This window comes from Rathayibacter sp. VKM Ac-2803 (genome assembly GCF_009807175.1).
Classification (GTDB): Bacteria; Actinomycetota; Actinomycetes; order Actinomycetales; family Microbacteriaceae; genus Rathayibacter.
In genome coordinates this window covers 3,816,091-3,839,004 of the sequence record NZ_WUCD01000001.1, presented here as the reverse complement: position 1 = coordinate 3,839,004, position 22,914 = coordinate 3,816,091, and the positions used below count along the sequence as shown (strand labels likewise).

Genomic DNA, 22,914 nt, shown 5'->3' with positions numbered 1-22,914 from the left:
ACTCCTGGTGGGGATCCGCCCTGAGGCCTAGCGTGAGCCGGGTGAGCGCACCGATCCGAACCCGCTGGAGTGTCATCGGACAGCTCGGCCCCCTCTTCGACGACGGCGGTCCGATGCTGCTCGTCGAAGCCCGCTCGGCCTTCGGTCGGCGGCCGATGCACCGGGCGAAGGCGCAGCTGCTCCTCTCGGCGCTGCGGCACCGCGGGCGCGAGCTCGGCGACCGGGTCGAGTACGTCCGCGCCGAGACGTTCGCCGAGGGCCTGGCGGGTCGCGACGACCTCGAGGTCATCGACCCGCCGACGCGCGGCGGACGCCGTCTCGCGCGCCGGATGGGCATGAGCGTCCTCCCCAGCCGCGGCTTCGTGACCGAGGAGGAGGACTTCCGCGAGTGGGCGCTCTCGCGGGCGGGGTCCCGCCTCCTGCTCGAGGACTTCTACCGCTGGAGCCGCGAGCGCACGGGGATCCTGATGCGCGGCGCCCAGCCCGAGGGCGGCAAGTGGAACTACGACCACGACAACCGCAACCCGCCGCCGAAGGGCGCGTCGCGGCTAGGCCTCCCCGACCCGTGGTGGCCCGAGGAGGACGACATCGACGAGGAGGTGCGCGCCGACCTCGCGAAGTGGGAGCGCGAGGGGGCCGTGCGCCTGGTCGGCGAGGACGGCCCGCGCCGCTTCGCCGCGACTCCGGCCGAGGCGGAGGCGGCACTCGCCGACTTCGTGTCGTCGCGCCTGGGCGACTTCGGCACCTACGAGGACGCGATGCTCTCGGGCGACTGGACGATGGCGCACTCGCTGCTGAGCGCTCCGCTGAATCTCGGACTGCTCGACCCCCGCACCGTCGTCGAGGCGGCCGAGGCCGAGTACGCGTCGGGAGGTGCTCCGCTCTCGGGCGTCGAGGGCTTCGTCCGTCAGGTGATGGGCTGGCGCGACTACGTCTGGCACCTCTACTGGCACCTCGGACCCGACTACCGCGAGCGCAGCAACGCGCTGGGGGCGAGGACGCCGCTCCCGGAGGCGCTGCTCACCCTGGACCCGGCGGGCATCGAGGCGAACTGCCTGCACGAGACCCTCGACGACGTCAGCCGCCACGGCTGGGCGCACCACATCCAGCGGCTGATGGTGCTCGGCAACTGGGGGCTGCAGCGCGGCTGGGACCCGGGGGAGTTCAACGACTGGTTCGTCGACGTCTTCGTCGACGGCACGGAGTGGGTGATGCCGGCGAACGTGATCGGCATGTCGCAGCACGCCGACGGCGGCATCGTCGCGACCAAGCCGTACGCGTCGGGCGGCGCCTACATCAACAAGATGTCGGACTACTGCGGCGGCTGCCGCTTCAACCCGAAGGTGCGCCTCGGCGAGGACGCCTGCCCGGTGACCGCCGGCTACTGGTCGTTCCTCGACCGCGTCGAGCCCGCCCTCCGCGGCAACCACCGGATGGCGCAGCCCCTCGCGGGCCTGCGCCGCCTGTCCGACCGCGAGGCCGTCGTCGCCCAGGAGCGCCACCGCGAGAGCTACTGACGCCCGCCCGCGCCTGCTCGCTGGTCGAGCCCGCAGCCCCGCAGGGGCGTATCGAGACCCACCAGCGTCAGAGATCGGCCTTCCGATCCGGCCTTCCGACGCTGGTGGATCTCGATACGCCCGCTCCGCGGGCTACTCGATCAGCATGGGCCGGGCGGCCGGCGTGAGGTCCCTCTTCTCGGGCAGGAGGCGGCGCGCGCCGCCCTGCATGCTGGTCGAGTAGCCCCGCAGGGGCGTATCGAGACCCACCAGCGTCAGCAGTCCCGGCCGTTCCGCGAGGACGCCGACCCCCCCCGTCTACCGCGTGAACACCGACACCGTCACCGCGACCGTCACCGCGGTCTCCGCGCCGTGCCCCGCCAGCGCCCCCTCGAGCGCCGCCGCATCGACGTGGTGCGCGCTCGGCCCCATCAGCACCTCCGCCCGCAGCTCGTCCCGCGTCATCAGCACCCCGTAGTCGAGCTCGCGCCGCGCGGCGAGCGAGAACTCCGCCAGCTGCTCGTCGAGCCGCTCCGCCTTGCCCGCGTCGATCCCGAGCATCCCGAGCTCCGTCCGGATCTCGTGCAGGTGCCGCTCGCGCGGCGTGACCACGACCGCGACCCCGCCCGGCCGCAGCACGCGCAGCATCTCGGGCGCGTTCCGCGGCGCGAAGACCGTGAGCAGCGCGTCGGCGCCGGCGTCGGCGAGGGGGAGCGGCTGCCAGAGGTCGGCCGTCGCGATCGCCGCCCGCGGGTGCGCTCGCGCGGCACGGCGCGCCGCCGCCGCCGAGAGGTCGAGCCCGAGTCCCGACGCCCCGGGTCGCGCGTCGAGCACGGCCGCGAGGTAGGCCCCCGTGCCGCAGCCCAGATCGACGACGAGCCGCGCATCGCCCGGCACCGCCTCCGCCACCGCCGCCTGGATCGCCCCGAAGTGCCCGGTGGCGAGAAGCTCGGACCTCGCCTGCACCATCGCCGCGGTGTCGCCCGAGGTCGCGTGCCGGCCGCGCAGGAGCGAGACGTAGCCCTGCCGCGCGACATCGGCGCTGTGCCCGAGCGGGCAGCGGAGCACGGTCGGTCGCGGCAGCGCGTCCGGCGCGAGGGAGTCTCCGCAGACGGGGCACGCCAGAGCCGGCAGCACCACCGAGCCCGGCGCGACCTCGGGATCGAACGCGCTCACGGGGCCCGCATCGCGGTGACGGCCGCGTTCAGCGTCGCGATCACCGGCACCGCGAACAGCGCGCCCGCGAGGCCGCCCACCTCGAGCCCCGTCGCCACTCCGAGCACCACGGCGAGCGGATGCACCTTCACCGCCGTCCCGAGGATGAGCGGCTGCAGCACGTGCCCCTCGAGCAGGTGCACCACGATGACGACGCCGATCATCACCAGTGCGGCGACCGGCCCGCTGAACAGCAGCGCCACCAGCGCGGCGAGCGCCCCGGTGACGATCGCCCCGAGGATCGGCACGAACGACCCGAGGAACACCACGATCGCGATCGGCACGACGAGCGGCAGCTGCAGGGCGAGGGCGCCGATCCCGATCCCCACGGCGTTGATCGCCGCGACTCCGAGCTGGGCCCGCACGAACTGGCTCAGGGTGCGCCACCCGGCGGCGCCGCCGCGCTCGAGCGGCGGCCGGGCGCGCGGCGGCAGCAGGCGGAGGATCCACTCCCAGATGCGCCGCCCGTCGAGCAGCAGGAAGATCAGCGAGAACAGGGTGAGCAGGGCGCCGGCGAAGAGCTCGACGACCTGCGAGCCGACCGCGAGCGCCCCGGAGGCGATCGTCGCGGCCTGCATGTCGGCCCACGACACCGCCTCCTGCGCCCAGTCGCCGAGCTGCACGTCGGTGAACGAGAGCGGCGGGCCCTGCAGCCACGCCTCCACGTCGTCGACCGAGTCGAGCAGGCGCTGCCCGATGCCGCTGAAACCCGAGCGCGACTGGGCGACGACGAGGCCGATCAGGCCGAGGAGCGCCAGCAGCATCGCGAGGATCGAGACCAGCACCGAGAGCCAGCGCGGCCAGCGCAGCCGCTCGAGGCGATCGCGCAGCGGAGTGAGCAGCGCCGTCAGCAGCAGCGCGATCAGCACGGGGATGACGACGACGGGGACCAGGGCGACCAGGCGCACGACGAGGTAGAGCATCGCGGCGACGGCGAGGAACCGCCAGCTCCAGGCGGCGGCGAGGCGCATGCCGGGGGTGACGTCGGTGGAGTCCGCGGAGTCGACGGCGGCGGGCGCCGCGCCCGCGACGGCCCGGTCCTGCACTCGACGTCGCCGCATGGCCCCTCCGATCCCCTCCGCAGTGTAGAGCGGAGGGGCGACACGGGTCTGGGGCGTCGCCCGGCGCCCGTCCGTCGATCGACCGATTCGACGGATCCGGTTGCCTGCAGCGCCGATCGATGACCTAATAGAGGCACTATGCCCACCAGGACAACGGTTTTCGAACGTCAGGCGCCCGCGCCCTCCCTCGTCGACGACGCTCTCGCCGGCTCGCGGCGCGGCGTCTTCTGGCTCGAGGGCGCCCCCGCGCCCCGCCCTCCGCTGGCGGCCTCCGCGACCGCCGATCTCGTGATCATCGGCGGCGGCTACTCCGGATTGTGGAGCGCCCTGCGCGCCAAGGAGCGCGATCCCGAGCGGCGAGTGATCCTGCTCGAGGCGCGCTCGATCGGCTGGGCCGCCTCCGGCCGCAACGGCGGCTTCGTCGAGTCGAGCCTCACCCACGGCCGCGAGAACGGGCTGGCCCGCTGGCCCGCCGAGTCCGAGACGCTCGAGCGGCTCGGCGTCGAGAACCTCGACGGCATCCAGCGGACGATCGCGCGGTACGGCATGGACTGCGACTTCGAGCGGACGGGATCGCTCGCGGTCGCGGTCGAGGAGCACCAGGTCGAGTGGCTCGCCGAGGGTGACGGAGTGGCGGGCGGCCGGTTCCTCGACGCCGAGCAGGTCCGCGGAGTCGTCGACTCACCCACCTTCCTCGCAGGCCTGACCGCGCCCGCCGAGCAGTGCGCCCTGGTGCACCCCGGCCGGCTCGCCCGCGAGCTCGCGCGGGTCGCCGAGGAGCTCGGGGTCGAGATCCACGAGGACAGCCGCGTCCTCGGCCTCGAGAGCGTCGGCGACCGCGTGCGGGTGCGCACCGAGGGGGGCAGCGTCACGGCGGCCCAGGCGATCCTCGGCACCAGCGCGTTCCCGTCGCTGCTCGCTCGGACCCGGCTGATGACGGTCCCCGTCTACGACTACGTCCTGATGACCGAGCCGCTCGACGCGGCGCAGCAGCGCGCGATCGGCTGGGAGGGGCGCGAGGGCCTGAGTGACGTCGCGAACCAGTTCCACTACTACCGGCGCACCGCCGACGACCGCATCCTGTGGGGCGGCTACGACGCCGTCTACCACCCGGGCGGACGCATCCGCTCGCGCTACGAGGAGCGGCCCGACACCTACCGCGCCCTCGCCTCGCACTTCCTGACGACCTTCCCGCAGCTCGAGGGGCTGGGCTTCAGCCACCGCTGGGCGGGAGTGATCGACACCAGCACGCAGTTCGCCGCCTTCTACGGCACCGCCCTCGGCGGCCGGGTCGCCTACGCCGCGGGCTACACCGGGCTCGGAGTCGGCACCACGGCCTTCGCCGCCGATGTGATGCTCGACCTCCTCGCGGGTGAGCGCACCGAGCGGACGGAGCTCGAGATGGTCCGGAGCCCGCCCCTGCCCTTCCCGCCCGAGCCGCTCGCGTCGATCGGCATCCAGGCGACCCGCTGGTCCCTGGACCGCGCCGATCACGACGGCGGGCGGCGGAACCTCCTCCTGAAGTCCCTCGACGCCCTCGGGCTCGGCTTCGACTCCTGACCCTCGACCCGGAAAGAGCCGCCGTGCCGCTCCTCGCCCAGCACACCGCCGTCCGCATCGCCGACGTCGCCCTCGAGCCCCTGGACGCGGGGGAGGGCGCCCCCGCCACGGGTGTGCGGGCGCTCGCCACCCTCGGCGGCCTCGAGATCGGAGTGTGGGAGATGGCGGTCGGCGAGGCCGTCGACACCGAGGCGGAGGAGGTGTTCGTCGTGGTCGCGGGTCGCGGGCGCGTCGAGATCGCCGGAGACGTCATCGAGCTCGAGCCCGGGGTGATCGTGCGACTCGCCGAGGGCGCTCGGAGCCGCTGGACCGTCACCGAGACGCTGCGGAAGGTCTACCTCACGGCCGGCTGAGCGCCTGCCGGCCGTCGATTGCCGCCGACGCGTCGGAGGCCGTCGGCGGCTGGGATACCGTGCTCACCGGACGGTGACCCCACGACCGGCGGCCCCGCAACAGCGAGTTCGGAACGGAGACGACCCATGCTCGACGCCCTTCTCGCGCTCGCCGGCTGGTTCGCGGGCGCGGTGCTCGTGGCGAGCGGCGCGCTGAAGCTCGGGCGGGCCGACGCGTTCCGCGACAGCCTCGGCGCGCTCGGTCTGCCGGCGCTCCTCGCGCGCGGTCCGCTGTTCGCGCGGCTCTTCCCCGTCGGCGAGATCCTCCTGGGCCTCGCGATCGTGCTGGCGCCCGCTCCGGCGCACCGGCTCGCGCTGGTGGTCGCCGCCCTCGTCTACGCCGTGTTCCTGGTCGTCGCGGTGCGCGCCTCCCGGGCGCCGGAGCCCGTCGACTGCGAGTGCTTCGGCGGTCTCGGGGAGTCGCGGATGACCGGCCGGACGGTCGCGCGCAACGCCCTGCTCCTGGCGCTCGCCCTCGCGGGACTCGCGGGCCCGGCACCCGCTGCGCTGCTCGGCCCCGTCGTCGCGTCGACGGCCGCCTCGGGGCTCGCCGCCGCGCTCGTCGCCGTCGTCCTGGTGCTGGTCCGCGACCGCCGAGCGGCGCCGTCCTCCTCCGTCCCGGGCGCCGTCACCGACGGTCTCGAGCTGCGCACCTTCGCGGGGGAGCGGATCCCGCTGGCGGACTTCGCGCAGCCGCCGACCCACCTGGTGTTCTTCTCGCCGAACTGCATCTCGTGCCACGAGCTGGTCGCGCGGTTCCGCTGGTGGCCGAACGGGCTGCGCGAGGGCGAGGAGCTCGTGCCGGTGTTCCTCGGTGCGCCGGAGGCCTTCGCCGCGCACGAGGTCTTCGCGCCGCTGGTCGAGCACGCCCTCTACGACCCCGATCGCGCCGTGGCCGCCGCGCTCGGGCGCACCTCCACGCCCGGTCACGTCCTGCTCGATCCGCAGAACCCGCTCGGCGACGGCTGGACCTCGGGCTGGTTCGAGATCGAGCGCCGCGTCCTGCGCCCCGACTTCTTCGCCGACGTGCACGCCGGACGGATCGGTCCCGCCGCCGCCGAGCACGCCTCCTGACCCCGCCCCGGGTGCGCGACGATGGGATCCGCACCCGGACGAACGGAGACCGCATGACCCTCGGCTCGCTCAGCACCGCCCCCGCCGCAGACCGCCCCGACCTGCTCGCCGAGGCGGTCCGCGCCGGAGCCGAGCGCGACGGCCTGCTCGACCGGCTGGAGGTCGTCGAGATCGACGCCGCCGATTCCGACACGGCCGTCACGAAGGAGCGCTACGGGCTCGAGGACCGCGACCTCGCGAACTGCGTGGTCGTCGCCGGATCGCGGGCCGGCGACGAGCGGATAGCGGCGTGCGTCGTTCTCGCCGACTCCCGCGCCGACGTGAACGGCGCCGTCCGCCGGCTGCTCGACGTCCGCAAGGCGTCGTTCCTCGGGCTGGAGAGGGCGGTCGCCGAGTCGGGCATGGAGTACGGCGGCATCACCCCGATCGGCCTGCCCGGCGGCTGGCGCCTCCTGATCGACGAGCGCGTGCTCGAGCGCCCCGCCGTCGTGATCGGCAGCGGCGTCCGCCGGTCGAAGATCGTCCTCCCGGGAGCGGTGCTCGCCCGCCTCACCGGCGCCGAGGTCGTCGCGGGGCTCGGCCTCCGCCAACCCGCATGAGGCGCACCTCCTCCAGCCGTCGGGCGGTCAGGGTCACTGGTCTCGCTGCCTGCGTGCTCGCACTGGCAGGGACAGCGGGATGCGCGGCGGACGTGCCCGGTCCATCGCCGACGTCTCCGCTGGTGAGCAGGGAGCGCGTCGAGGCGTCGGCGCCGTTCGATGACGCGCTCGCGCTCTCGGGCACCGAAGGGATCGACGAGATCGCGCGGGCCAGGGCGGACTGGTGCTTCTCGGAAGGCGGCCCGACCGGTCTGACGCTGGGTCCCTCCGGGGCCGTGTACAGCACCGTCTGCCTGCTCGAGGGCGCGGTCGTGTACGCGGTGCAGGGTGCCGATCAGGCGGACGCCGCCCGGGCTGTCGACGCTTTCCTCGAGCGCAACGGGATCCACAGCGGTCAGGGAACGGTCGTCGACGGGCTGTCCGACCGCGACCTCCTGACCGGGCCCGCGCTCGAGGGAGGTGGCGGACGAGACCTCCCCGGCGGAGGGGCAGGCGGAGCCGTCTCGCTCTCGTGGGAGTTCGGCGACGCCGACCGGCTCGCGGTCGACGGTCTGCCCCTCGCCGACGGCTTCAACCGGGTGTCCTACGACGGCACCATCACCGAGGGGACTCCGGAGGACGTCCGTCAGTCGGGCGCTCGATACTCGCTCACCGTCCGGTTGATGTGGCGCTACTTCAGCGGGGCGGGCGACGGGGAGCTTCCGCGGTGACCTCGGTGCCTGCTGAGTCCGCGCGCACACTCGAGTCGCGGACACCCCGTAGCTGCCCGAAACAAAGGCGTCGTACGGTGGGCGCATGCGCGCAGAACTCACACTCGGCGCGGAGGAAGAGCTCCACCTGATCGACCTCGAGACGAGGCAGCTCTCCGCGCACGCACCCCAGGTGCTCGCGCGGTTGCCGCGAGAGAACTTCTCGGCAGAGCTGCAGCGGACGACGGTCGAGACGAACACACCGGTCGTCGACTCGCTCGACGGGCTCCGGGAGCAGCTCATCACCCTCCGCCAGGCGGTCATCGACGCGGCGGCCCCCGACGGCATCGGCATCGCCGCCGTCGGCACCGCACCGCGATCGGAGCACAAGGACTTCGAGCTCACCAGCACCGGCCGCTACGGCCGGATGCAGGAGCAGTACCGGATGCTCGTGGACGAGCAGCTGATCTGCGGCACCCAGATCCACGTCGGGGTCTCCGATCGCGAGCTCGCGATCCAGATCGCGCAGCGGATCGCCCGGGATCTGCCGGTGCTGCTCTCGGCGAGCGCCAGCAGTCCGTACTGGAACGGCCAGGACACCGGCTACGCGAGCATCCGCACGATCATCTGGCAGCGCTGGCCGAGCGCCGGGGCGACCGGACCGCTGGCCTCCGCGGCGGAGTACGACCGCCTCCTCGCCGACCTCATCGCGACCGGCGTCATCGCCGACTCCAAGATGGCGTACTTCGACGTGCGACCCTCCTCGCACGCGCCGACCCTGGAGCTCCGGGTCTGCGACGCGATGCCGATCGTCGACGACGCGGTCCTGGTCGCCGGGCTCTTCCGCGGCCTCGTGCGCGCGGCCGAGCTCGACATCGAGGCGGGACGCCCGTTCCGGCACACCCCGCCGCCGATCCAGCGCGCCGCCACCTGGCAGGCCGCGCGCGGCGGTCTCGCCGGGCAGCTCCTCGACCACACCGAGCACCCCCGTCCGGTCCCCGCGGCGGAGGCGCTGCGCAGCATGATCGCGCGTCTCCAGCCCGCGCTCGACGAGCTCGGCGACCTCGAGCAGGTGCGCGAGCTGACCGAGGCGCTGATCGCGCGCGGCAACTCCGCCGACCGTCAGCGCGCCGTCTACGCCGAGCGCGGCACCCTCGACGCCGTCGTCGACTCCGTGGTCGCCGAGACCCACGGACCCGCGAGCGGACCGATCCTGCCGGCGCCGAGCCTCCGCACCTACCGCGTGCGCGCCGGAGACGAGGCCGTCGCCACCGGCGGCCGCCCCCGCAGCGCCTACCAGCCGATCCTCGAGCACTTCCGCGATCTCGGCGCCGAGCGGCTCGGCGAGCTGCACGAGTCGCGCGACCGCCTGGTCGAGGCGGCCGGGATCACCTTCCGCGTCGAGGACGAGGACCGGCCCTTCCCGGTCGATCTCGTGCCGCGGGTCCTGCAGGCGCACGAGTGGTCCGAGCTGGCCGCGGGTCTCGAGCAGCGGGCGCGCGCGCTCGAGTGCTTCCTCCAGGACGCGTACGGCGAGAAGCGGGCCGAGCGCGACGGCATCGTCCGCACGCTCCGCGGATCCGCCGGCTGGCGCGAGGAGGGCACCCGTCTGCCTCCGGGCACCGTGCGGGGTGCCGTGATGGGCTTCGACCTCGTCCGCAACGAGTTCGGCGGATGGCGCGTGCTCGAGGACAATCTGCGGAACCCCAGCGGCCTGGCCTACGCGATGGGCATCCGCTCGCTCGTCGACGATCTGCTGCCCGAGCTGCCCCGACCGGAGGGGCTGCTCGATCCGTCGAGCGCGTTCGCCGGGCTGCGGCGCACGCTCCTGCAGGGCGTCGCCCCCGAGGTCACCGAGCCCGTCCTGGCCCTGCTCTCGAGCGGAGCGTCGAGCTCGGCCTGGTTCGAGCACCGCGCCCTGGCCGAGGGTGCGGGGCTCCTGCTGCTCGAGGCCGAGGACCTCGTCGTCGAGGGCGGGCGGGTCCGGGCGCAGGGCCGGACCGTCGACGCCCTCTACCTCCGCCTCGACGTCGAGCTGGCCGACCTGGTCGCCGACGACCGGGCGATCGGTCAACGGGTGCTCGAGGTCGCCGCGGCCGGCCACGTCTTCCTCGCCAACGCCCCCGGCAACGGCATCGCCGACGACAAGGCGCTCTACTGCGCCGTTCCCGAGCTCATCGGCTACTACCTCGACGAGCGGCCGCTGCTCGAGTCGGTGCCGACCTACCGCCCGGAGGACGAGGCGGAGCGCCGCATCGTGCTCGAGCGCGTCGGCGAGCTGGTCACCAAGCCGGTCGACGGCTGGGGCGGTCGCGGCGTGATGATCGGACCCTCCGCCGCTGCCGCGCGAGTCGCCGAGCGACGGGCCGCCATCGCGGCCGAACCGGAGGCGTGGGTCGCCCAGGAGGTCGTCCGCCTGTCGTCCCTGCCCTCCTTCTCGGGCACCGAGCTGCAGCCGCGGCACGTCGACCTCCGCGCCTTCGTCTTCGTCACGGGGACGGGGCCCGACGACGTCCGCCTCGCCGACCTCGCGCTGACCCGCGTGGCGGCCGAGGGCAGCATGATCGTCAACTCCTCCCGCGGCGGCGGCGCGAAGGACACCTGGATCGTGGGGCGCTGAGATGTGCGGACTGGGCGGTGAGATCAGGCTCGACGGCGCCCGCGCCGATGCGGCGGCGGTCGAGCGGATGACGGGCTGCATGGTGCACCGCGGACCGGACGGCGACGGCCTGTGGGCGCGCGGACCGGTCGCGCTCGGTCATCGGCGGCTCTCGATCATCGACCTCTCGCCCGCCGGATCGCAGCCGATGATCGATCCGGCCCTCGGGCTCTCGATCGTGTTCAACGGCTGCATCTACAACTACGAGCAGCTGCGCACCGAGCTCGAGGGCAAGGGGCACCGCTTCTTCTCGCACTCCGACACCGAGGTGATCGGCAAGGCCTACGCCGAGTGGGGTGCGGACTGCGTCGACCGGTTCCTCGGCATGTTCGCCTTCGTGATCGTCGAGCACGTCTCGGGGCGCGTCGTGATGGCGCGCGACCGCCTCGGCATCAAGCCCCTCTACCTCGACGAGACGCGGGAGCGGATCCGCTTCGCCTCGACCGTGCAGGCGCTGCTCGCGGGCGGAGTCGCCGACACGACGATCGACCGCACCGCGCTGATGTTCTACCTGAGCTTCCACTCGGTCGTGCCGGCGCCGCGCACGATCCTGTCCGGAGTCACGAAGCTGCCGCCCGCGACCGTGCGCGTGATCGAGCCCGACGGCACGAGTCGCGAGCACGTCTACTGGGAGCCCGTCTTCGCCCGCGATCCCTCCCGCACCGACTGGAGCGAGCAGGACTGGCAGGAGGCGCTCATCGCGTCGTTCCGCACCGCCGTCGAGCGCCGCATGGTCGCCGACGTGCCGGTCGGCGTGCTGCTCTCGGGAGGCATCGACTCGAGCCTCGTCGTCGCGCTGCTCGCCGAGGCCGGCCAGACCGGGCTGCAGACCTTCTCGATCGGCTTCGACTCGGCGGGCGGGGAGTCGGGGAACGAGTTCGAGTACTCCGGCCTCGTCGCCGAGCGCTTCGGCACCGATCACCACCGCATCGCGATCGACTCCGCGCGCCTGCTGCCCGGGATCGACGGGGCGATCGCCGCGATGAGCGAGCCGATGGTCTCGCACGACGCCGTCGCCTTCTACCTGCTGAGCGAGGACGTCTCGCAGCACGTCAAGGTCGTGCAGTCGGGCCAGGGCGCCGACGAGGTGCTCGGCGGCTACGACTGGTACCCGCCGCTCGCCGGGGTCCCGCGCGAGAGCGCCGCGGAGGCGTACGCGTCGGTCTTCTTCGACCGTCGCTTCCCCGGGCTGCAGGCGCTGCTCACCCCGGACTGGCGCGGAGCGGATGCGGCGACCGCCTTCATCGCCGAGCGCTTCGGCCGCCCCGGCGCCGAGACGTCGGTCGATGCGGCGCTGCGGAACGACACGACCGTGATGCTCGTCGACGATCCCGTGAAGCGCGTCGACAACATGACGATGGCGTGGGGCCTCGAGGCGCGCGTGCCGTTCCTCGACCACGAGTTCGTCGAGCTCGTCGGCCGGATCCCACCGGAGCTCAAGCTCTCCGACGGCGGCAAGGGCGTGCTGAAGCGCGCTGTGCGCGGCATCGTGCCCGACGAGGTGATCGACCGCACCAAGGGCTACTTCCCGGTGCCCGCGATCCGCCAGCTCGAGGGCCCGTACCTCGAGCGCGTCCGCGCGGCGCTGACCGACCCGTCGGCCCGCGAACGCGCGATCTTCGACCCGGCGACGGTCGACGCGCTCCTCGCCGACCCGAACGCGACCCGCACCCGCCTCGGCTCGAACGAGCTCTGGCAGCTCGCCCTCCTCGAGATGTGGCTCCAGGAGCACGGCGTCGGCTGACCGCGCCCCTCGCTGATCACCTCCGGCTCGCGAGACGTGCTTCGGCTCGCGGAATCCGCCCGTTCTGACGAGCCGACCGCGATCCTGCGAGCCGGAGGTGAGCCCGGAGTCGCGTCGGCTCTCGATCGTTCGCGCCGCGTTCGCCCGGCGCGGAACACGCGCACCGACCGGTGCAGAAGGATGGAGGCATGACCCTCCTCGCACCCGACCGGCTCGCCGCTGCCGAGCGGCTCGGTCTCGCACTCGCGCACGCCTGGGGCAGCTGGGGTCCCACGATGACTCCCGACGCCGCGCGCACCGCCTTCATCAGCGACCGCGGAGGCTCGCCCGAGGTCTGGGTGCAGGACGTCGCCGCCGCGGGAGAGCCGCCCGCCGCGCACTGCATCCGCTTCACCGACGACCCCGTCCTCTCCGTCTCGTGGTCCGCCGACTCCGCCTGGCTCGCCTGCCTGGTCGCGACCGACGGAGGCGTCCGCACGCAGGTCTGGGTGGTCCGGCCCGACGGCTCCGACGCCCGCCGCATCGCAGGCTCCCGCGACGCCCACGCCGAGCTCGGCCCGTGGACGCGGAGCGGGCACCACGTCGTCGTCACCGTGCCCTCCGCCGAGCCCGAGCAGCCGACGCGCTCCTTCCTCGTCGATCCCGCGTCGGGTGAGCGCCGGCCGCTCGTGGACGGCGACCTCATCTCGGTGCTCGATCTCTCCGTCGAGGAGCGGCTCGTCGTCGTCCGCGACGGCCAGCGCGGACACCAGTACTGCGTCGTCGTCGACCGCCTCACCAACGAGAACCACGCGCTGCTGCCCGACTCGGGCACCGGGTCGACCGACGTGGCGCTGCTGCGCCCCTCCGCGCCGAACGACAACGAGAGCCCGATCGTGGCCTACCTCGCGACCGACGTCGACCTCCCGCGTCGCCAGCTCGTCGCGATGCCGCTCGGGCCCGACGGCTGGCGCGGCCGGATCCGCCGGCTCGCCGCCCGCGACGACGCCGAGCTCGAGGGCCTCGACGCCGACGACGCGGGGCGCCTCCTCCTGCTCGTCTGGAACGTCGCCGGCTCGAGCGAGATCGAGCTCTTCGACACCACGACCGGTGCGCGCGTCCCCGTCTCGGGGCTGCCGGGGCTGGTGGCGACGACGCCGGTCCTCTCACGGGACGGCGGGAGCGTCGTGCTCGGCGTCGAGGGGCCGGAGCGTCCGCGGGAGCTCTGGCGGATGGACACGGCGACCCACGAGTGGTCGCGGCTCACGCAGGTGCCCGCGCTGCCGGCCGAGCCCCTCGTGGTCCCGACGCTCGAGCGCTTCGCCGGCCGCGACGGGCTGGCGCTCTCGGGCTGGCTCTACCGCGCCCGGGGAGTGCCGACCGGCGGTCCGGCGATGCTGAGCCTGCACGGCGGGCCGGAGTCGCAGGAGCGGCCGACCTTCGCCGCGCAGCACCAGGCGGTCGCGGCGTCGGGGATCACGGTCTTCGCGCCGAACGTCCGCGGCTCCTCGGGCTTCGGACGCGACTTCGTGCACGCCGACGACGTCGAGAAGCGGACGGACGCGTTCGCCGACGTGCTCGCGGCGGCCGACTTCCTGGTCGACTCCGGCATCGCCGATCGGGCCCGCATCGCGGTGACCGGCCGCTCCTACGGCGGCTACCTGACCCTGGCCTCGCTCGCGTTCTCGCCCGGCGTGTTCGCCGCCGGTGTGGACATCTGCGGCATGTCCGATCTGCGGACCTTCTACCGCGACACCGAGCCGTGGATCGCCTCGGCCGCCGTCACCAAGTACGGGCACCCCGAGCACGACGTCGACCTGCTCGAGCGGCTCTCGCCGCTGGGGAGCGTGTCGGCGATCGACGTGCCGCTCCTGGTGGTCCACGGCGAGCTCGACACGAACGTGCCGATCGGCGAGGCCGAGCAGATCGTCGCGGCGCTGGAGGAGCGGGGCCGGCCGGTCGAGTACCTGCGCCTCGAGGGCGAGGGCCACGAGTACCGGCGCTCGGAGTCGAAGGAGCTGCTGCTCCTCGGCCTGCTGCGGTTCCTCGGCGACGCTCTCACGGGCGAGGAACGGGCCGCGGACGACCGCTCCGCGTGAGGGCGCGGGTCAGCGCGCCTCGAACTCCTCCGCCAGCGATCCGTGGATCGGATTCGCCGGGTCGTCGCCGACCGCCTGCGCGGGATCGTCGATCTCGGCGGCACGCAGATCGCCGAGCCCCTCGGCCGACTCGGGACCGCCGCCCGGGGCGCCGCCGCCCTCGTCCTCGGCGAAGTCCGCTCCGAAGTCGTCCGTGCCGCTCAGGATGTCGTCGGCGACGCGGCTCGAGAGGCCGCTGCGCTCACCCGGTCCGGGGTCGCCCGTCGGATCCGCGGGAGAGGCGGACGCCTCGCCGATCCCGGTCGCCCGGTCCTGCTGCCTCGCCGACATGTCCACTCCTGACTCGCTCCCGGCCGCGGTCCGCCGGAGCGGTCGGTCGCGACGGGTCGCCTGCCCCGAGCGTAGGGCGTGTTGAACACGATCCCGCGTGCTCCGCTCGGCCTGATCGCACGATCTGCGGCGTCGCGGATCTCGTCCCATGCCCGCATGGGCCTTCGATCCGCTCCTTGCAGCTCGCACGATCAGGCCGTGCTCGCGACGGCGGTCTCGTGTCCAGCACGCCCTGGCGACCGTCCCGTCAGTCGGGCAGGACCCACGCGTGCGGCCCCACGGTCACGCCGCCGACCGTCACCGTCTCGTCACCGAGATTGAGGGCCAGGCGAGCCGTCTCGCCATCGGGACCGTCCGCGATCAGCAGGACGGCGGTGTTCGAGAGGTCGACCGTCCTGGTGCGCGACCGGGCGAGCCACGGGTGCCGCCGCCGGAAGGCGATGACCTCCTGGTGGGTCCGGTAGGCGTCGCCGCGCGGCCACTCGCCCGGGTCGGCCGGGAACTCGGGGCGGATCGCGTCGTCGCCGCCCGCGCGCTCCTCCTTCACTCCCTCGAGCCCGCGCTCGTCGCCCGAGTACACGCTCGGGACTCCGCCGACGAAGCCGAGGATCGCGGTCGCGTGCCCGTGGTGCCTGCTGTCCGAGATCGCGCTCGCCAGCCGGGTCACGTCGTGGTTGCCGATGAAGGTGAGGGGGAGGAACTCGTCGAGGAACCCGCCGTGCCGCTGCAGCGTCCAGTCGAGCTCGAAGAGGTTGCCCTGCTCGATCGACGAGCGCACCGACTTCCACAGCTCGTACTGGGTGACGGAGTCGAGCCCCGACTCGCGGACGTACTCCGAGTAGTCGCCGTGGATGACCTCGCCGACGAACCACGCCCCGGGGAAGCGCTCGCGCAGCGGATCGATCGCGGCGCGCCAGCTGCTCGGGTCGACCGCGTAGGCCGCGTCGAGCCGCCACCCGTCGATGCCGCGCTCGAGCCAGTGCGCCATCACCGAGGACACGTACTCGGCGACCTCCGGATTCGCGGTGTCGAGCTCGACGAGCGCCTCGTGCCCCTCGAACACGTCCACCGGCAACCCGTCGACCTCGCGCGCCGACGGCCCGCGCGAGAACCGCGCCGCGGCGGCGGAGCCGGCACCGGCGGCGACGGCCTCGCGCCACCACGGGTGGTCGCGGCCGACGTGGTTGAAGACGCCGTCGAAGAGCACGCGGATCCCGCGCTCGCGGCACGCGGCGATCAGCTCGTCGAGGTCGCGCTCGTCGCCGAGGCGCGGGTCGACCGTGAAGTGGTCGATCGTGTCGTACCCGTGGGTCATCGACGAGAAGACCGGGCCGAGCAGGAGGCCGTTGCAGCCCACCGCCAGCAGGTCGTCGAGCCAGGGGAGGATCGAGCGGAGGCGGTGCCGCGGCTCGTCGCCTGGACCAGGGCCCTCGGCGGCCGTGGCCTCCGCGCCGGTGAATCCGAGGGGGTACACCTGCCACCAGATGGCTGTCGTGATCCAGTCGTTCGTCGTCTGCGTCATCGTCGCGATCCCTTCGGCGAGCTCGGGCGCGCGCCGGAGGGAGTGTAGCGACGCCGACTGACCCGTCCCCGGGCATCGTCACGCCGCTCCGGGCCGCTGGGCCGCGAGCCAGACCAGCACCTCGGCCGCCCCTCCGATCGACGCCGGCACCGTGACGGAGGCGACTGCGAGCCCGAGCAGCGCGCAGACGAGCCCGACGGCGCCCGACCGGCGCTCGCCGCGGTGCAGCAGCGCCACGGCCCCGACGACCACGCCGGCGACCCCGATGCCGACGGACGGGAGGGCCCAGAGCGGATGCACCGCCGAGGTCACGGCGAGGAGCCCGAGGGCGAGCGCCGCGAGCCCGGGCTCCCGCGGCGACCGTCTCCTGAGGCGGGCGACGGGCGGGCGATCGAGGGCGGGTGGCGGCGGGAGAACGGCGGCGGGGGCGAGGAGGAGGATCGACATGCCCCGATCCTCACGGGCCGCCGAGCTCGGTGGGCCGGGGGAGCGCGGTTCGGTGGAGGGGTCGGCCGAGTGCCCCCTGTGGAGGACGATCGGCGCGATCGGACCCTTCCTCGGGCGCGGATCGGCGTCGTTCCGGGCTTCGCGGGGCGTGATTCGCGAGGAATCGGGGATCGGGCTGGTAGGTTACGGACGGTCCGACCGGTCGAGGGCGTCCGTCCCCGACCGAGGACGATCCACATTCACCAGCTGTTCTCAACAGCGCGAACGTCCTGGGAGGACACTCCAATGGCTGACAAGTCGCTCAACCGCACCGAGCTCGTCGCGAAGATCGCCGCGGACTCCGGCCAGAGCCAGGCCGCCGTCAACGGCGTCCTCGACTCGCTCTTCACCACCCTCGCCGACTCCGTCTCGAACGACGTGAAGGTGACCATCCCGGGCTGGATCGCCGTCGAGCGCACCTCCCGCGCCGCGCGCACCGGCCGCAACCCGCAGACCGGTGAGACCATCCAGATCGCCGCCGGCCACTCGGTCAAGGTCTCCGCGGGCACCAAGCTCAAGGCCGCCGCGAAGTAGTCGCTGCGACCCGGCCGTCTCCGACGGCCCTCCGACGACGGCCCCGGTACGCGCCGGGGCCGTCGTCGTCCGCAGTCGCGGCTCCCGATCAGCCGCGAGAACGTAGGCTTGACGGGTGAATCGAACCGTCCGGATCGTCGGCCCGGCGCTGCTCCTGGTGGCCGCCGCCCTCGTCGCGCTCCTGGCAGCGCTGGCGTTCGGCCGCGGTGCCGACGCGCAGGCCATCAGCGATTCCGGCCCCGTCGTCCGCTACGGCCTCCCGCTCGCGAAGCTCGCCGTCAACCTCGGCGCCGCCGGGATGATCGGCTCCCTCGTGCTGACGCTCTTCGCGCTCAGCCCCCGCGCCGTCGCGCGCGCGGCGGTCGACCGCAGGGTCCTGGTCGGAGCGGGCGCCCCCGTCCGCGAGGCCCGTCCCGAGCCCGCCGCCGCCCCGGAGCCGCGCACCGAGTTCACCGTCGCCCTCGACGTCGCCGCCGCGAGCGCCGCGTTCTTCGCCGCCGCCTCCGCCGTCACGGGCTTCTTCACCTTCCTCAACGTCACGCAGACGCCGCTGAGCCTCGACCGAGACTTCGGCACCAAGCTCAGCTACTTCATCGGCAGCATCCCCGTCGGCCAGTCCTGGCTCATCACGACCCTGCTGGCGGCGGTCGTCACGGTGCTCTGCTTCGCCGTGCGCAACCAGACCGCGCTCGTCTTCGTGACGGGCATCGCGCTCCTCACCCTCCTGCCGATGGCGCAGCAGGGCCACGCCGCGGGCGCCAGCGGGCACGACGCCGCCGTCACCGCGCTCGGCCTGCACCTCGTCTTCGCCGCGATCTGGCTCGGCGGGCTGATCACGATCATCGTGCTGCGCCCCCTCCTCGCCGGTGCGCGCCTGCTCCCCGTGATCGAGCGCTACTCGAGCCTCGCTCTCGTGAGCTTCGTGGTCGTGGCCGCCTCCGGCTACGTCAGCGCCGAGCTCCGCCTGGCCACGCTCGACAACCTGCTGACGGGCTACGGCGTCCTCGTCCTCGTCAAGGTCGCCGTCCTCATCGCGCTCGGACTCTTCGGCGTGCTGCAGCGCCGCGTCCTGATCGCGCGCATGCGGGCCGCGGGCGGCTCGGGCGGGCGCAGCTTCTGGTGGCTGGTCGCCGCCGAGCTCACCTTCATGGGCATCGCCTCGGGAGTCGCGGCGGCCCTCGCCCGCACCGCGACGCCCGTCGACCAGGTCGCGGCGTCGCAGCTCACGAACCCGACCCCCGCCGAGCTGCTGACCGGCGAGCCGCTGCCGCCGGCTCCGAGCGCCCTGAACTTCGTCACCCTCTGGAACGTCGACCTGGTCTGGCTGCTGTTCTGCGCCTTCGGCATCGCCTTCTACGTCGCGGGCGTCGTCCGCCTGCACCGCCGCGGCGACAGCTGGCCCGTCCACCGCACGGTCCTCTGGATCGCCGGGATGCTCCTGCTCGCCTACATCACGAACGGCGGCGTGAACGCCTACGAGAAGTACCTGTTCAGCGCGCACATGCTCTCGCACATGGTGCTGACGATGGCCGTCCCGCTCCTGCTGGTCCCCGCCGCGCCGGTGACCCTCATCGCTCGTGCCGCGACGCGCCGGACCGACGGCTCCCGCGGACCCCGCGAGTGGGTCCTCCTCGCCGTGCACTCGCGCTTCGCGACGGCCGTCTCGCACCCCATCGTCGCCGCGCTGCTGTTCGTCGGCTCGCTCTGGGGCTTCTACTACTCGCCGCTGTTCCGCTGGGCGACCACCGACCACATCGGGCACGAGTGGATGATCGTGCACTTCCTGATCACGGGCTACCTCTTCGTGAGCGTGCTGATCGGAGTCGACCCCAGCGTCCACCGCGTCCCCTACCCGATGCGCCTCCTGCTGCTGCTGGGCACGATGGCCTTCCACGCGTTCTTCGGCCTCGCCCTGATGACCGGCACGGGCCTCCTCCTCGCCGACTGGTACGGCGCGATGGGCTGGGGAACCGATGCGCTGGCCGACCAGCAGGCGGCCGGCGGCATCGCGTGGAGCATCGGCGAGATCCCGACGCTCGCCCTCGCGATCGTCGTGGCCATGATGTGGAGCCGCTCCGACGACCGCGAGACCAAGCGCCGCGATCGCCAGGCCGACCGCACGGGCGAGGCCGAGCTCTCGGCCTACAACGACCGCCTGGCGACCCTCCAGAAGCGCGGCTGAGTGGGGGTTGTCCCCCCTTTTCCCCTGAGCGCACCCCCGCATCGCACGATCGCGGGCCGGGAGCCCCAGAGCCCTTCCTAGGCTGGCCCCGCCGCTCGACCCGGCCCGTGCCGACGCGGGTCCGAGGTGCGAGGCGGCGTCCGACCAGAAGGGGGATCCATGATCGAGGCACGAGGACTGACGAAAAGGTTCGGGGCGAAGACGGCTGTCGACGCGATCGACTTCACCGTGGCGCCGGGGAAGGTGACGGGGTTCCTCGGACCCAACGGGGCCGGCAAGTCGACGACGATGCGGATGATCGTGGGGCTCGACCGGCCGACCGCCGGCTCCGTGCGGGTGAACGGCCGCCCCTACGCCGAGCACGCCGCGCCGCTGCGCGAGGTGGGCGCCCTGCTCGACGCGAAGGCGGCGCACCGCGGGCGCTCGCTCCGCGACCACCTGCGCGTCATCGCCGCGACCCACCGCATCCCGCGTGCGCGGGTCGAGGAGGTCATCGAGCTCGTGGGCCTCGAGAGCGTCGCCCGCAAGCGCGTCGGAGGCTTCTCGCTCGGCATGGGCCAGCGGGTCGGCATCGCGACGGCTCTGCTGGGCGACCCGCAGACACTCCTGCTCGACGAGCCGGTCAACGGCCTCGATCCGGAGGGGGTGCGCTGGGTCCGCGACTTCGTGCGCTCCCAGGCGGCGGACGGCCGCTGCGTGCTGCTCTCCTCGCACCTGATGAGCGAGATGGCGCAGACCGCCGACCACATCATCGTCCTCGGGCGCGGCCGGGTCCTCGCGGATGCCCCGCTGGCCGACTTCCTCGCCGAGTCCCGGCCGCGCGTGCGCGTCGAGAGCCCGGAGGCGCAGCGTCTCGCGGAGCTGCTCGCGCTCCGCGGCGCGCACGTCGAGCCGGTCTCCGGCGGGCTCGACGTCGACGGGATGGACGCGCCGACGATCGGCGACCTCGCGCTCGGCAGCGGCATCGCCCTGCACGGCCTCACCCCGCTCACCCGCTCGCTCGAGGAGGCGTACACCGCCATGACCGCGGACGCGCTCGAGTACTCCACCCCCGCTTCGCAGCCCCTGGAAGGAGCGGCCCGATGACCGCGCAGGCCCCCGCCGTCCGACGTCCCGACCTCGACGGCGTGCGCCTGCGCACCGGAGGCGTCATCGCCTCCGAGGTGCTCAAGCTCGCCACCGTCCGCTCGACCTGGTGGTCGTTCGGCATCTGCATCGTGCTCGCCCTCGGGCTCGCGCTGCTCCTGGGCGCCAGCTTCACACCCGACACCGCGTCGGTGCTCGGCGCCCCCACACTCGTCGTCAGCGGAGCGACCGCCCATCTGCAGTTCGTCGGCCTGGTGGTCGCGGTGCTCGGGGCGCTCTCGATCGGCGGCGAGTACTCGACGGGCATGATCCGCTCGACCTACACCGCGGTCCCGAAGCGCCTGCCGTCGCTCCTCGCCCGAGGGGGAGTGGTCGCGATCGCGTCGTTCCTGGTCGGCGTCGTCACCACGGTCGGCTCGTTCCTGATCATCGCGGCGATGCTCGCACCCGAGGGCGTCGACGTGTCCCTGTTCGACGACGGGGTGCTCGCGGGGCTCCTCGGAGGCGCCTTCTACCTCGCGGTGATCGGCGCGTTCTCGGTCGGCCTCGCCGCGCTCGTGCGCAGCACCGCCGCGGCGATCGGCCTGTCGGTCGGTGCGCTGTTCGTGCTTCCGATCGTCGCCTCGCTCGCGGGGGCGCTGCTCGAGGCGCGCTGGATCGACGAAACGAGCCCGTACCTGCTGTCGAACCTCGGCCTGACGCTGTCGAGCCTGCCCGGCCAGGGGCTGATCGAGGCTCCCGCGGCCGCGCTCGCCAGCGTCGCGTGGGTCCTCGCCGTCTGGATCCCCGCCCTGCTGGTCACGCGCCTCCGCGACGTGTGAGCGCCACGCTCCTCCCCAGGCCCGCTCCACGCCGAGCGCCTGGGGAGGAGCGGAGGGCTGGGTACAGTGGACCGGTGACGAACCCGACCCTCTCCGACGAGCAGCAGCGGGTGTTCGACCTCATCGAGAACACCCGCGAGCACCTCTTCGTCACCGGCCGTGCGGGCACCGGCAAGTCCACCCTCCTCAACCACCTCAGCTGGAACACCGAGAAGCAGATCGTGATCTGCGCGCCGACCGGAGTCGCCGCCCTCAACGTGGGCGGCCAGACCATCCACTCGCTGTTCCGCCTGCCGATCGGCGTCATCGCCGACTCCGACCTCGATCAGCCGCCCGAGCTGCGCAAGCTCCTCAACACCATCGACACCCTCGTGATCGACGAGATCTCGATGGTCAACGCCGATCTGCTCGACGGCATCGACCGCAGCCTCCGCCAGGCGCGGCAGCGGCGGTCCGAGCCGTTCGGAGGCGTCCAGGTCGTCCTCTTCGGAGACCCGTTCCAGCTCGCGCCCGTTCCCGGTGATCCGGAGGAGCGCGCCTACTTCGCCGACCGCTACCGCTCGCTGTGGTTCTTCGACGCGCTGGTCTGGCAGGAGGCTCCGCTGCGGATCGTCGAGCTCGGCCGGATCCACCGCCAGAGCGACGAGCGCTTCAAGTGGATGCTCAACGCCGTGCGCTTCGGGATGGTCACGAAGGAGATCGCCGACGTCCTCAACGAGGCGGGTGCGCGCACGCCTCCGGACAACGACGCGATCACCCTCGCGACGCGCAACGACACCGTCAACCGGATCAACCAGACCGCGCTCGCCCGACTGAAGGGCCCGCTCAAGACGGCCACCGCCGAGATCAGCGGCGACTTCGGCGGGCGCACCTACCCGGCCGATCAGAACCTCGAGCTCAAGATCGGCGCGCACGTCATGTTCCTCCGCAACGACGCGGAGCAGCGCTGGGTCAACGGCACGATCGGCCGCGTGACCAAGGTCGCCGGCACGGTGTGGGTCGAGGTCGACGGCGAGGTGCACGAGGTCGAGCCCGCGACGTGGGAGCGCTACCGCTACTCCTACTCGGCGGCCACCAAGAAGCTGACGCGCGAGATCGTGGCCGAGTTCGCGCAGTTCCCGCTGCGGCTCGCCTGGGCCGTGACCATCCACAAGTCGCAGGGCAAGACCTACGACGCCGCCGTCGTCGACCTCGGCCAGCGCGCGTTCGCGCCGGGGCAGACCTACGTGGCGCTCAGCCGGATCACGAGCCTCGAGGGTCTGTACCTCACCCGGCCGCTGCGGCCGAGCGACATCATCGTCGACAAGGACGTGCTGCGCTTCATGTCCGAGCGCCGCGCGGAGCCCGCCGCGATCGCCGACACCGCGCCGACCGAGGCGAGCTGAG

Annotated in this window: 19 protein-coding genes; 14 read left to right on the top strand and 5 right to left on the bottom strand. The window is 73.3% G+C overall.

Annotated features, from left to right (window positions below):
* Nucleotides 1-41: 41 nt before the first annotated feature.
* Nucleotides 42-1,517 carry a cryptochrome/photolyase family protein gene (locus GRS96_RS18065; protein WP_236553659.1) on the top strand — a complete coding sequence of 492 codons (1,476 nt, stop codon included), beginning with the start codon at nucleotides 42-44 and terminating at the stop codon, nucleotides 1,515-1,517.
* 297 nt (nucleotides 1,518-1,814) lie between these two features.
* Here GRS96_RS18065 and GRS96_RS18060 read toward each other — a convergent pair whose 3' ends face one another.
* Both GRS96_RS18060 and GRS96_RS18055 read right to left on the bottom strand, forming a co-directional pair.
* Entirely contained in the window at nucleotides 1,815-2,672 is an 858-nt protein-coding gene (locus tag GRS96_RS18060; protein WP_159989122.1) for a methyltransferase domain-containing protein, read from the bottom strand.
* Entirely contained in the window at nucleotides 2,669-3,772 is a 1,104-nt protein-coding gene (locus GRS96_RS18055; RefSeq protein WP_159852907.1) for an AI-2E family transporter, read from the bottom strand. The genes GRS96_RS18060 and GRS96_RS18055 overlap by 4 nt, the downstream gene beginning before the upstream one ends.
* A 138-nt stretch (nucleotides 3,773-3,910) precedes the next feature.
* Between GRS96_RS18055 and GRS96_RS18050 the strand changes: the two genes are divergently transcribed.
* The 8 genes from GRS96_RS18050 to GRS96_RS18015 all read left to right on the top strand — a co-directional run bounded on the left by GRS96_RS18050 (nucleotide 3,911) and on the right by GRS96_RS18015 (nucleotide 14,567).
* On the top strand, nucleotides 3,911-5,332 hold the full coding sequence (locus GRS96_RS18050) for an NAD(P)/FAD-dependent oxidoreductase (RefSeq protein WP_159989121.1): 1,422 nt from the start codon (nucleotides 3,911-3,913) through the stop codon (nucleotides 5,330-5,332).
* Nucleotides 5,333-5,355: 23 nt separating this feature from the next.
* Nucleotides 5,356-5,685 (top strand): cupin domain-containing protein, encoded by a 330-nt coding sequence (locus tag GRS96_RS20705; RefSeq protein WP_159852903.1) that lies wholly within the window; start codon nucleotides 5,356-5,358, stop codon nucleotides 5,683-5,685.
* A gap of 126 nt (nucleotides 5,686-5,811) precedes the next feature.
* Nucleotides 5,812-6,798 carry a peroxiredoxin family protein gene (locus tag GRS96_RS18040; protein WP_159989120.1) on the top strand — a complete coding sequence of 329 codons (987 nt, stop codon included), beginning with the start codon at nucleotides 5,812-5,814 and terminating at the stop codon, nucleotides 6,796-6,798.
* A 53-nt stretch (nucleotides 6,799-6,851) separates the two neighbouring features.
* Nucleotides 6,852-7,397, top strand: coding sequence for a YbaK/EbsC family protein (locus GRS96_RS18035; RefSeq protein ID WP_159989119.1), 546 nt, complete (start codon nucleotides 6,852-6,854; stop codon nucleotides 7,395-7,397).
* A gap of 122 nt (nucleotides 7,398-7,519) precedes the next feature.
* A complete protein-coding gene (locus tag GRS96_RS18030) occupies nucleotides 7,520-8,107 on the top strand; it encodes a hypothetical protein (RefSeq protein WP_159852897.1) in 588 nt (195 codons plus the stop codon).
* Nucleotides 8,108-8,192: 85 nt separating this feature from the next.
* Nucleotides 8,193-10,706 (top strand): glutamate--cysteine ligase, encoded by a 2,514-nt coding sequence (locus GRS96_RS18025; RefSeq protein WP_159989118.1) that lies wholly within the window; start codon nucleotides 8,193-8,195, stop codon nucleotides 10,704-10,706.
* 1 nt (nucleotide 10,707) lies between these two features.
* Entirely contained in the window at nucleotides 10,708-12,489 is a 1,782-nt protein-coding gene (locus GRS96_RS18020; protein WP_159989117.1) for an N-acetylglutaminylglutamine amidotransferase, read from the top strand.
* 188 nt (nucleotides 12,490-12,677) lie between these two features.
* Entirely contained in the window at nucleotides 12,678-14,567 is a 1,890-nt protein-coding gene (locus tag GRS96_RS18015; RefSeq protein ID WP_159852891.1) for a S9 family peptidase, read from the top strand.
* A gap of 9 nt (nucleotides 14,568-14,576) precedes the next feature.
* Here GRS96_RS18015 and GRS96_RS18010 read toward each other — a convergent pair whose 3' ends face one another.
* The 3 genes from GRS96_RS18010 to GRS96_RS18000 form a co-directional block, all read right to left on the bottom strand.
* Nucleotides 14,577-14,897 (bottom strand): hypothetical protein, encoded by a 321-nt coding sequence (locus GRS96_RS18010; protein WP_159852889.1) that lies wholly within the window; start codon nucleotides 14,895-14,897, stop codon nucleotides 14,577-14,579.
* Nucleotides 14,898-15,144: 247 nt separating this feature from the next.
* A complete protein-coding gene (locus tag GRS96_RS18005) occupies nucleotides 15,145-16,419 on the bottom strand; it encodes an alpha-amylase family glycosyl hydrolase (RefSeq protein ID WP_159852887.1) in 1,275 nt (424 codons plus the stop codon).
* 78 nt (nucleotides 16,420-16,497) lie between these two features.
* Entirely contained in the window at nucleotides 16,498-16,866 is a 369-nt protein-coding gene (locus GRS96_RS18000; RefSeq protein WP_159989116.1) for a hypothetical protein, read from the bottom strand.
* A 285-nt stretch (nucleotides 16,867-17,151) separates the two neighbouring features.
* On the opposite strand from GRS96_RS18000, the gene GRS96_RS17995 reads away from it, so the two are divergent.
* The 5 genes from GRS96_RS17995 to GRS96_RS17975 all read left to right on the top strand — a co-directional run bounded on the left by GRS96_RS17995 (nucleotide 17,152) and on the right by GRS96_RS17975 (nucleotide 22,913).
* Nucleotides 17,152-17,439, top strand: coding sequence for an HU family DNA-binding protein (locus GRS96_RS17995; protein WP_056037903.1), 288 nt, complete (start codon nucleotides 17,152-17,154; stop codon nucleotides 17,437-17,439).
* 115 nt (nucleotides 17,440-17,554) lie between these two features.
* Entirely contained in the window at nucleotides 17,555-19,621 is a 2,067-nt protein-coding gene (locus GRS96_RS17990) for a cytochrome c oxidase assembly protein (RefSeq protein WP_204162110.1), read from the top strand.
* Between the two features lie 159 nt (nucleotides 19,622-19,780).
* Nucleotides 19,781-20,707 (top strand): ABC transporter ATP-binding protein, encoded by a 927-nt coding sequence (locus GRS96_RS17985; RefSeq protein WP_159989115.1) that lies wholly within the window; start codon nucleotides 19,781-19,783, stop codon nucleotides 20,705-20,707.
* Complete coding sequence (locus tag GRS96_RS17980) at nucleotides 20,704-21,528, top strand: hypothetical protein (protein ID WP_159989114.1); 825 nt, start codon at nucleotides 20,704-20,706, stop codon at nucleotides 21,526-21,528. Before GRS96_RS17985 ends, GRS96_RS17980 begins: the two co-directional genes overlap by 4 nt.
* A gap of 74 nt (nucleotides 21,529-21,602) precedes the next feature.
* The gene (locus tag GRS96_RS17975; RefSeq protein WP_159852879.1) at nucleotides 21,603-22,913 is read left to right on the top strand and encodes an ATP-dependent DNA helicase; all 1,311 of its coding nucleotides are present in this window, start codon (nucleotides 21,603-21,605) and stop codon (nucleotides 22,911-22,913) included.
* The last annotated feature ends 1 nt before the right edge of the window (nucleotide 22,914 follow it).

Bases quoted from the DNA above. Each gene is read 5' to 3' on its own strand.
- GRS96_RS18010 (WP_159852889.1), bottom strand. From the start codon at position 14,897: ATGTCGGCGAGGCAGCAGGACCGGGCGACCGGGATCGGCGAGGCGTCC.
- GRS96_RS17985 (WP_159989115.1), top strand. From the start codon at position 19,781: ATGATCGAGGCACGAGGACTGACGAAAAGGTTCGGGGCGAAGACGGCT.
- GRS96_RS18035 (WP_159989119.1), top strand. From the start codon at position 6,852: ATGACCCTCGGCTCGCTCAGCACCGCCCCCGCCGCAGACCGCCCCGAC.
- GRS96_RS17995 (WP_056037903.1), top strand. From the start codon at position 17,152: ATGGCTGACAAGTCGCTCAACCGCACCGAGCTCGTCGCGAAGATCGCC.
- GRS96_RS18040 (WP_159989120.1), top strand. From the start codon at position 5,812: ATGCTCGACGCCCTTCTCGCGCTCGCCGGCTGGTTCGCGGGCGCGGTG.
- GRS96_RS18020 (WP_159989117.1), top strand. From the start codon at position 10,708: ATGTGCGGACTGGGCGGTGAGATCAGGCTCGACGGCGCCCGCGCCGAT.
- GRS96_RS18055 (WP_159852907.1), bottom strand. From the start codon at position 3,772: ATGCGGCGACGTCGAGTGCAGGACCGGGCCGTCGCGGGCGCGGCGCCC.
- GRS96_RS17980 (WP_159989114.1), top strand. From the start codon at position 20,704: ATGACCGCGCAGGCCCCCGCCGTCCGACGTCCCGACCTCGACGGCGTG.
- GRS96_RS18025 (WP_159989118.1), top strand. From the start codon at position 8,193: ATGCGCGCAGAACTCACACTCGGCGCGGAGGAAGAGCTCCACCTGATC.
- GRS96_RS18050 (WP_159989121.1), top strand. From the start codon at position 3,911: ATGCCCACCAGGACAACGGTTTTCGAACGTCAGGCGCCCGCGCCCTCC.
- GRS96_RS18005 (WP_159852887.1), bottom strand. From the start codon at position 16,419: ATGACGCAGACGACGAACGACTGGATCACGACAGCCATCTGGTGGCAG.
- GRS96_RS18000 (WP_159989116.1), bottom strand. From the start codon at position 16,866: ATGTCGATCCTCCTCCTCGCCCCCGCCGCCGTTCTCCCGCCGCCACCC.
- GRS96_RS18015 (WP_159852891.1), top strand. From the start codon at position 12,678: ATGACCCTCCTCGCACCCGACCGGCTCGCCGCTGCCGAGCGGCTCGGT.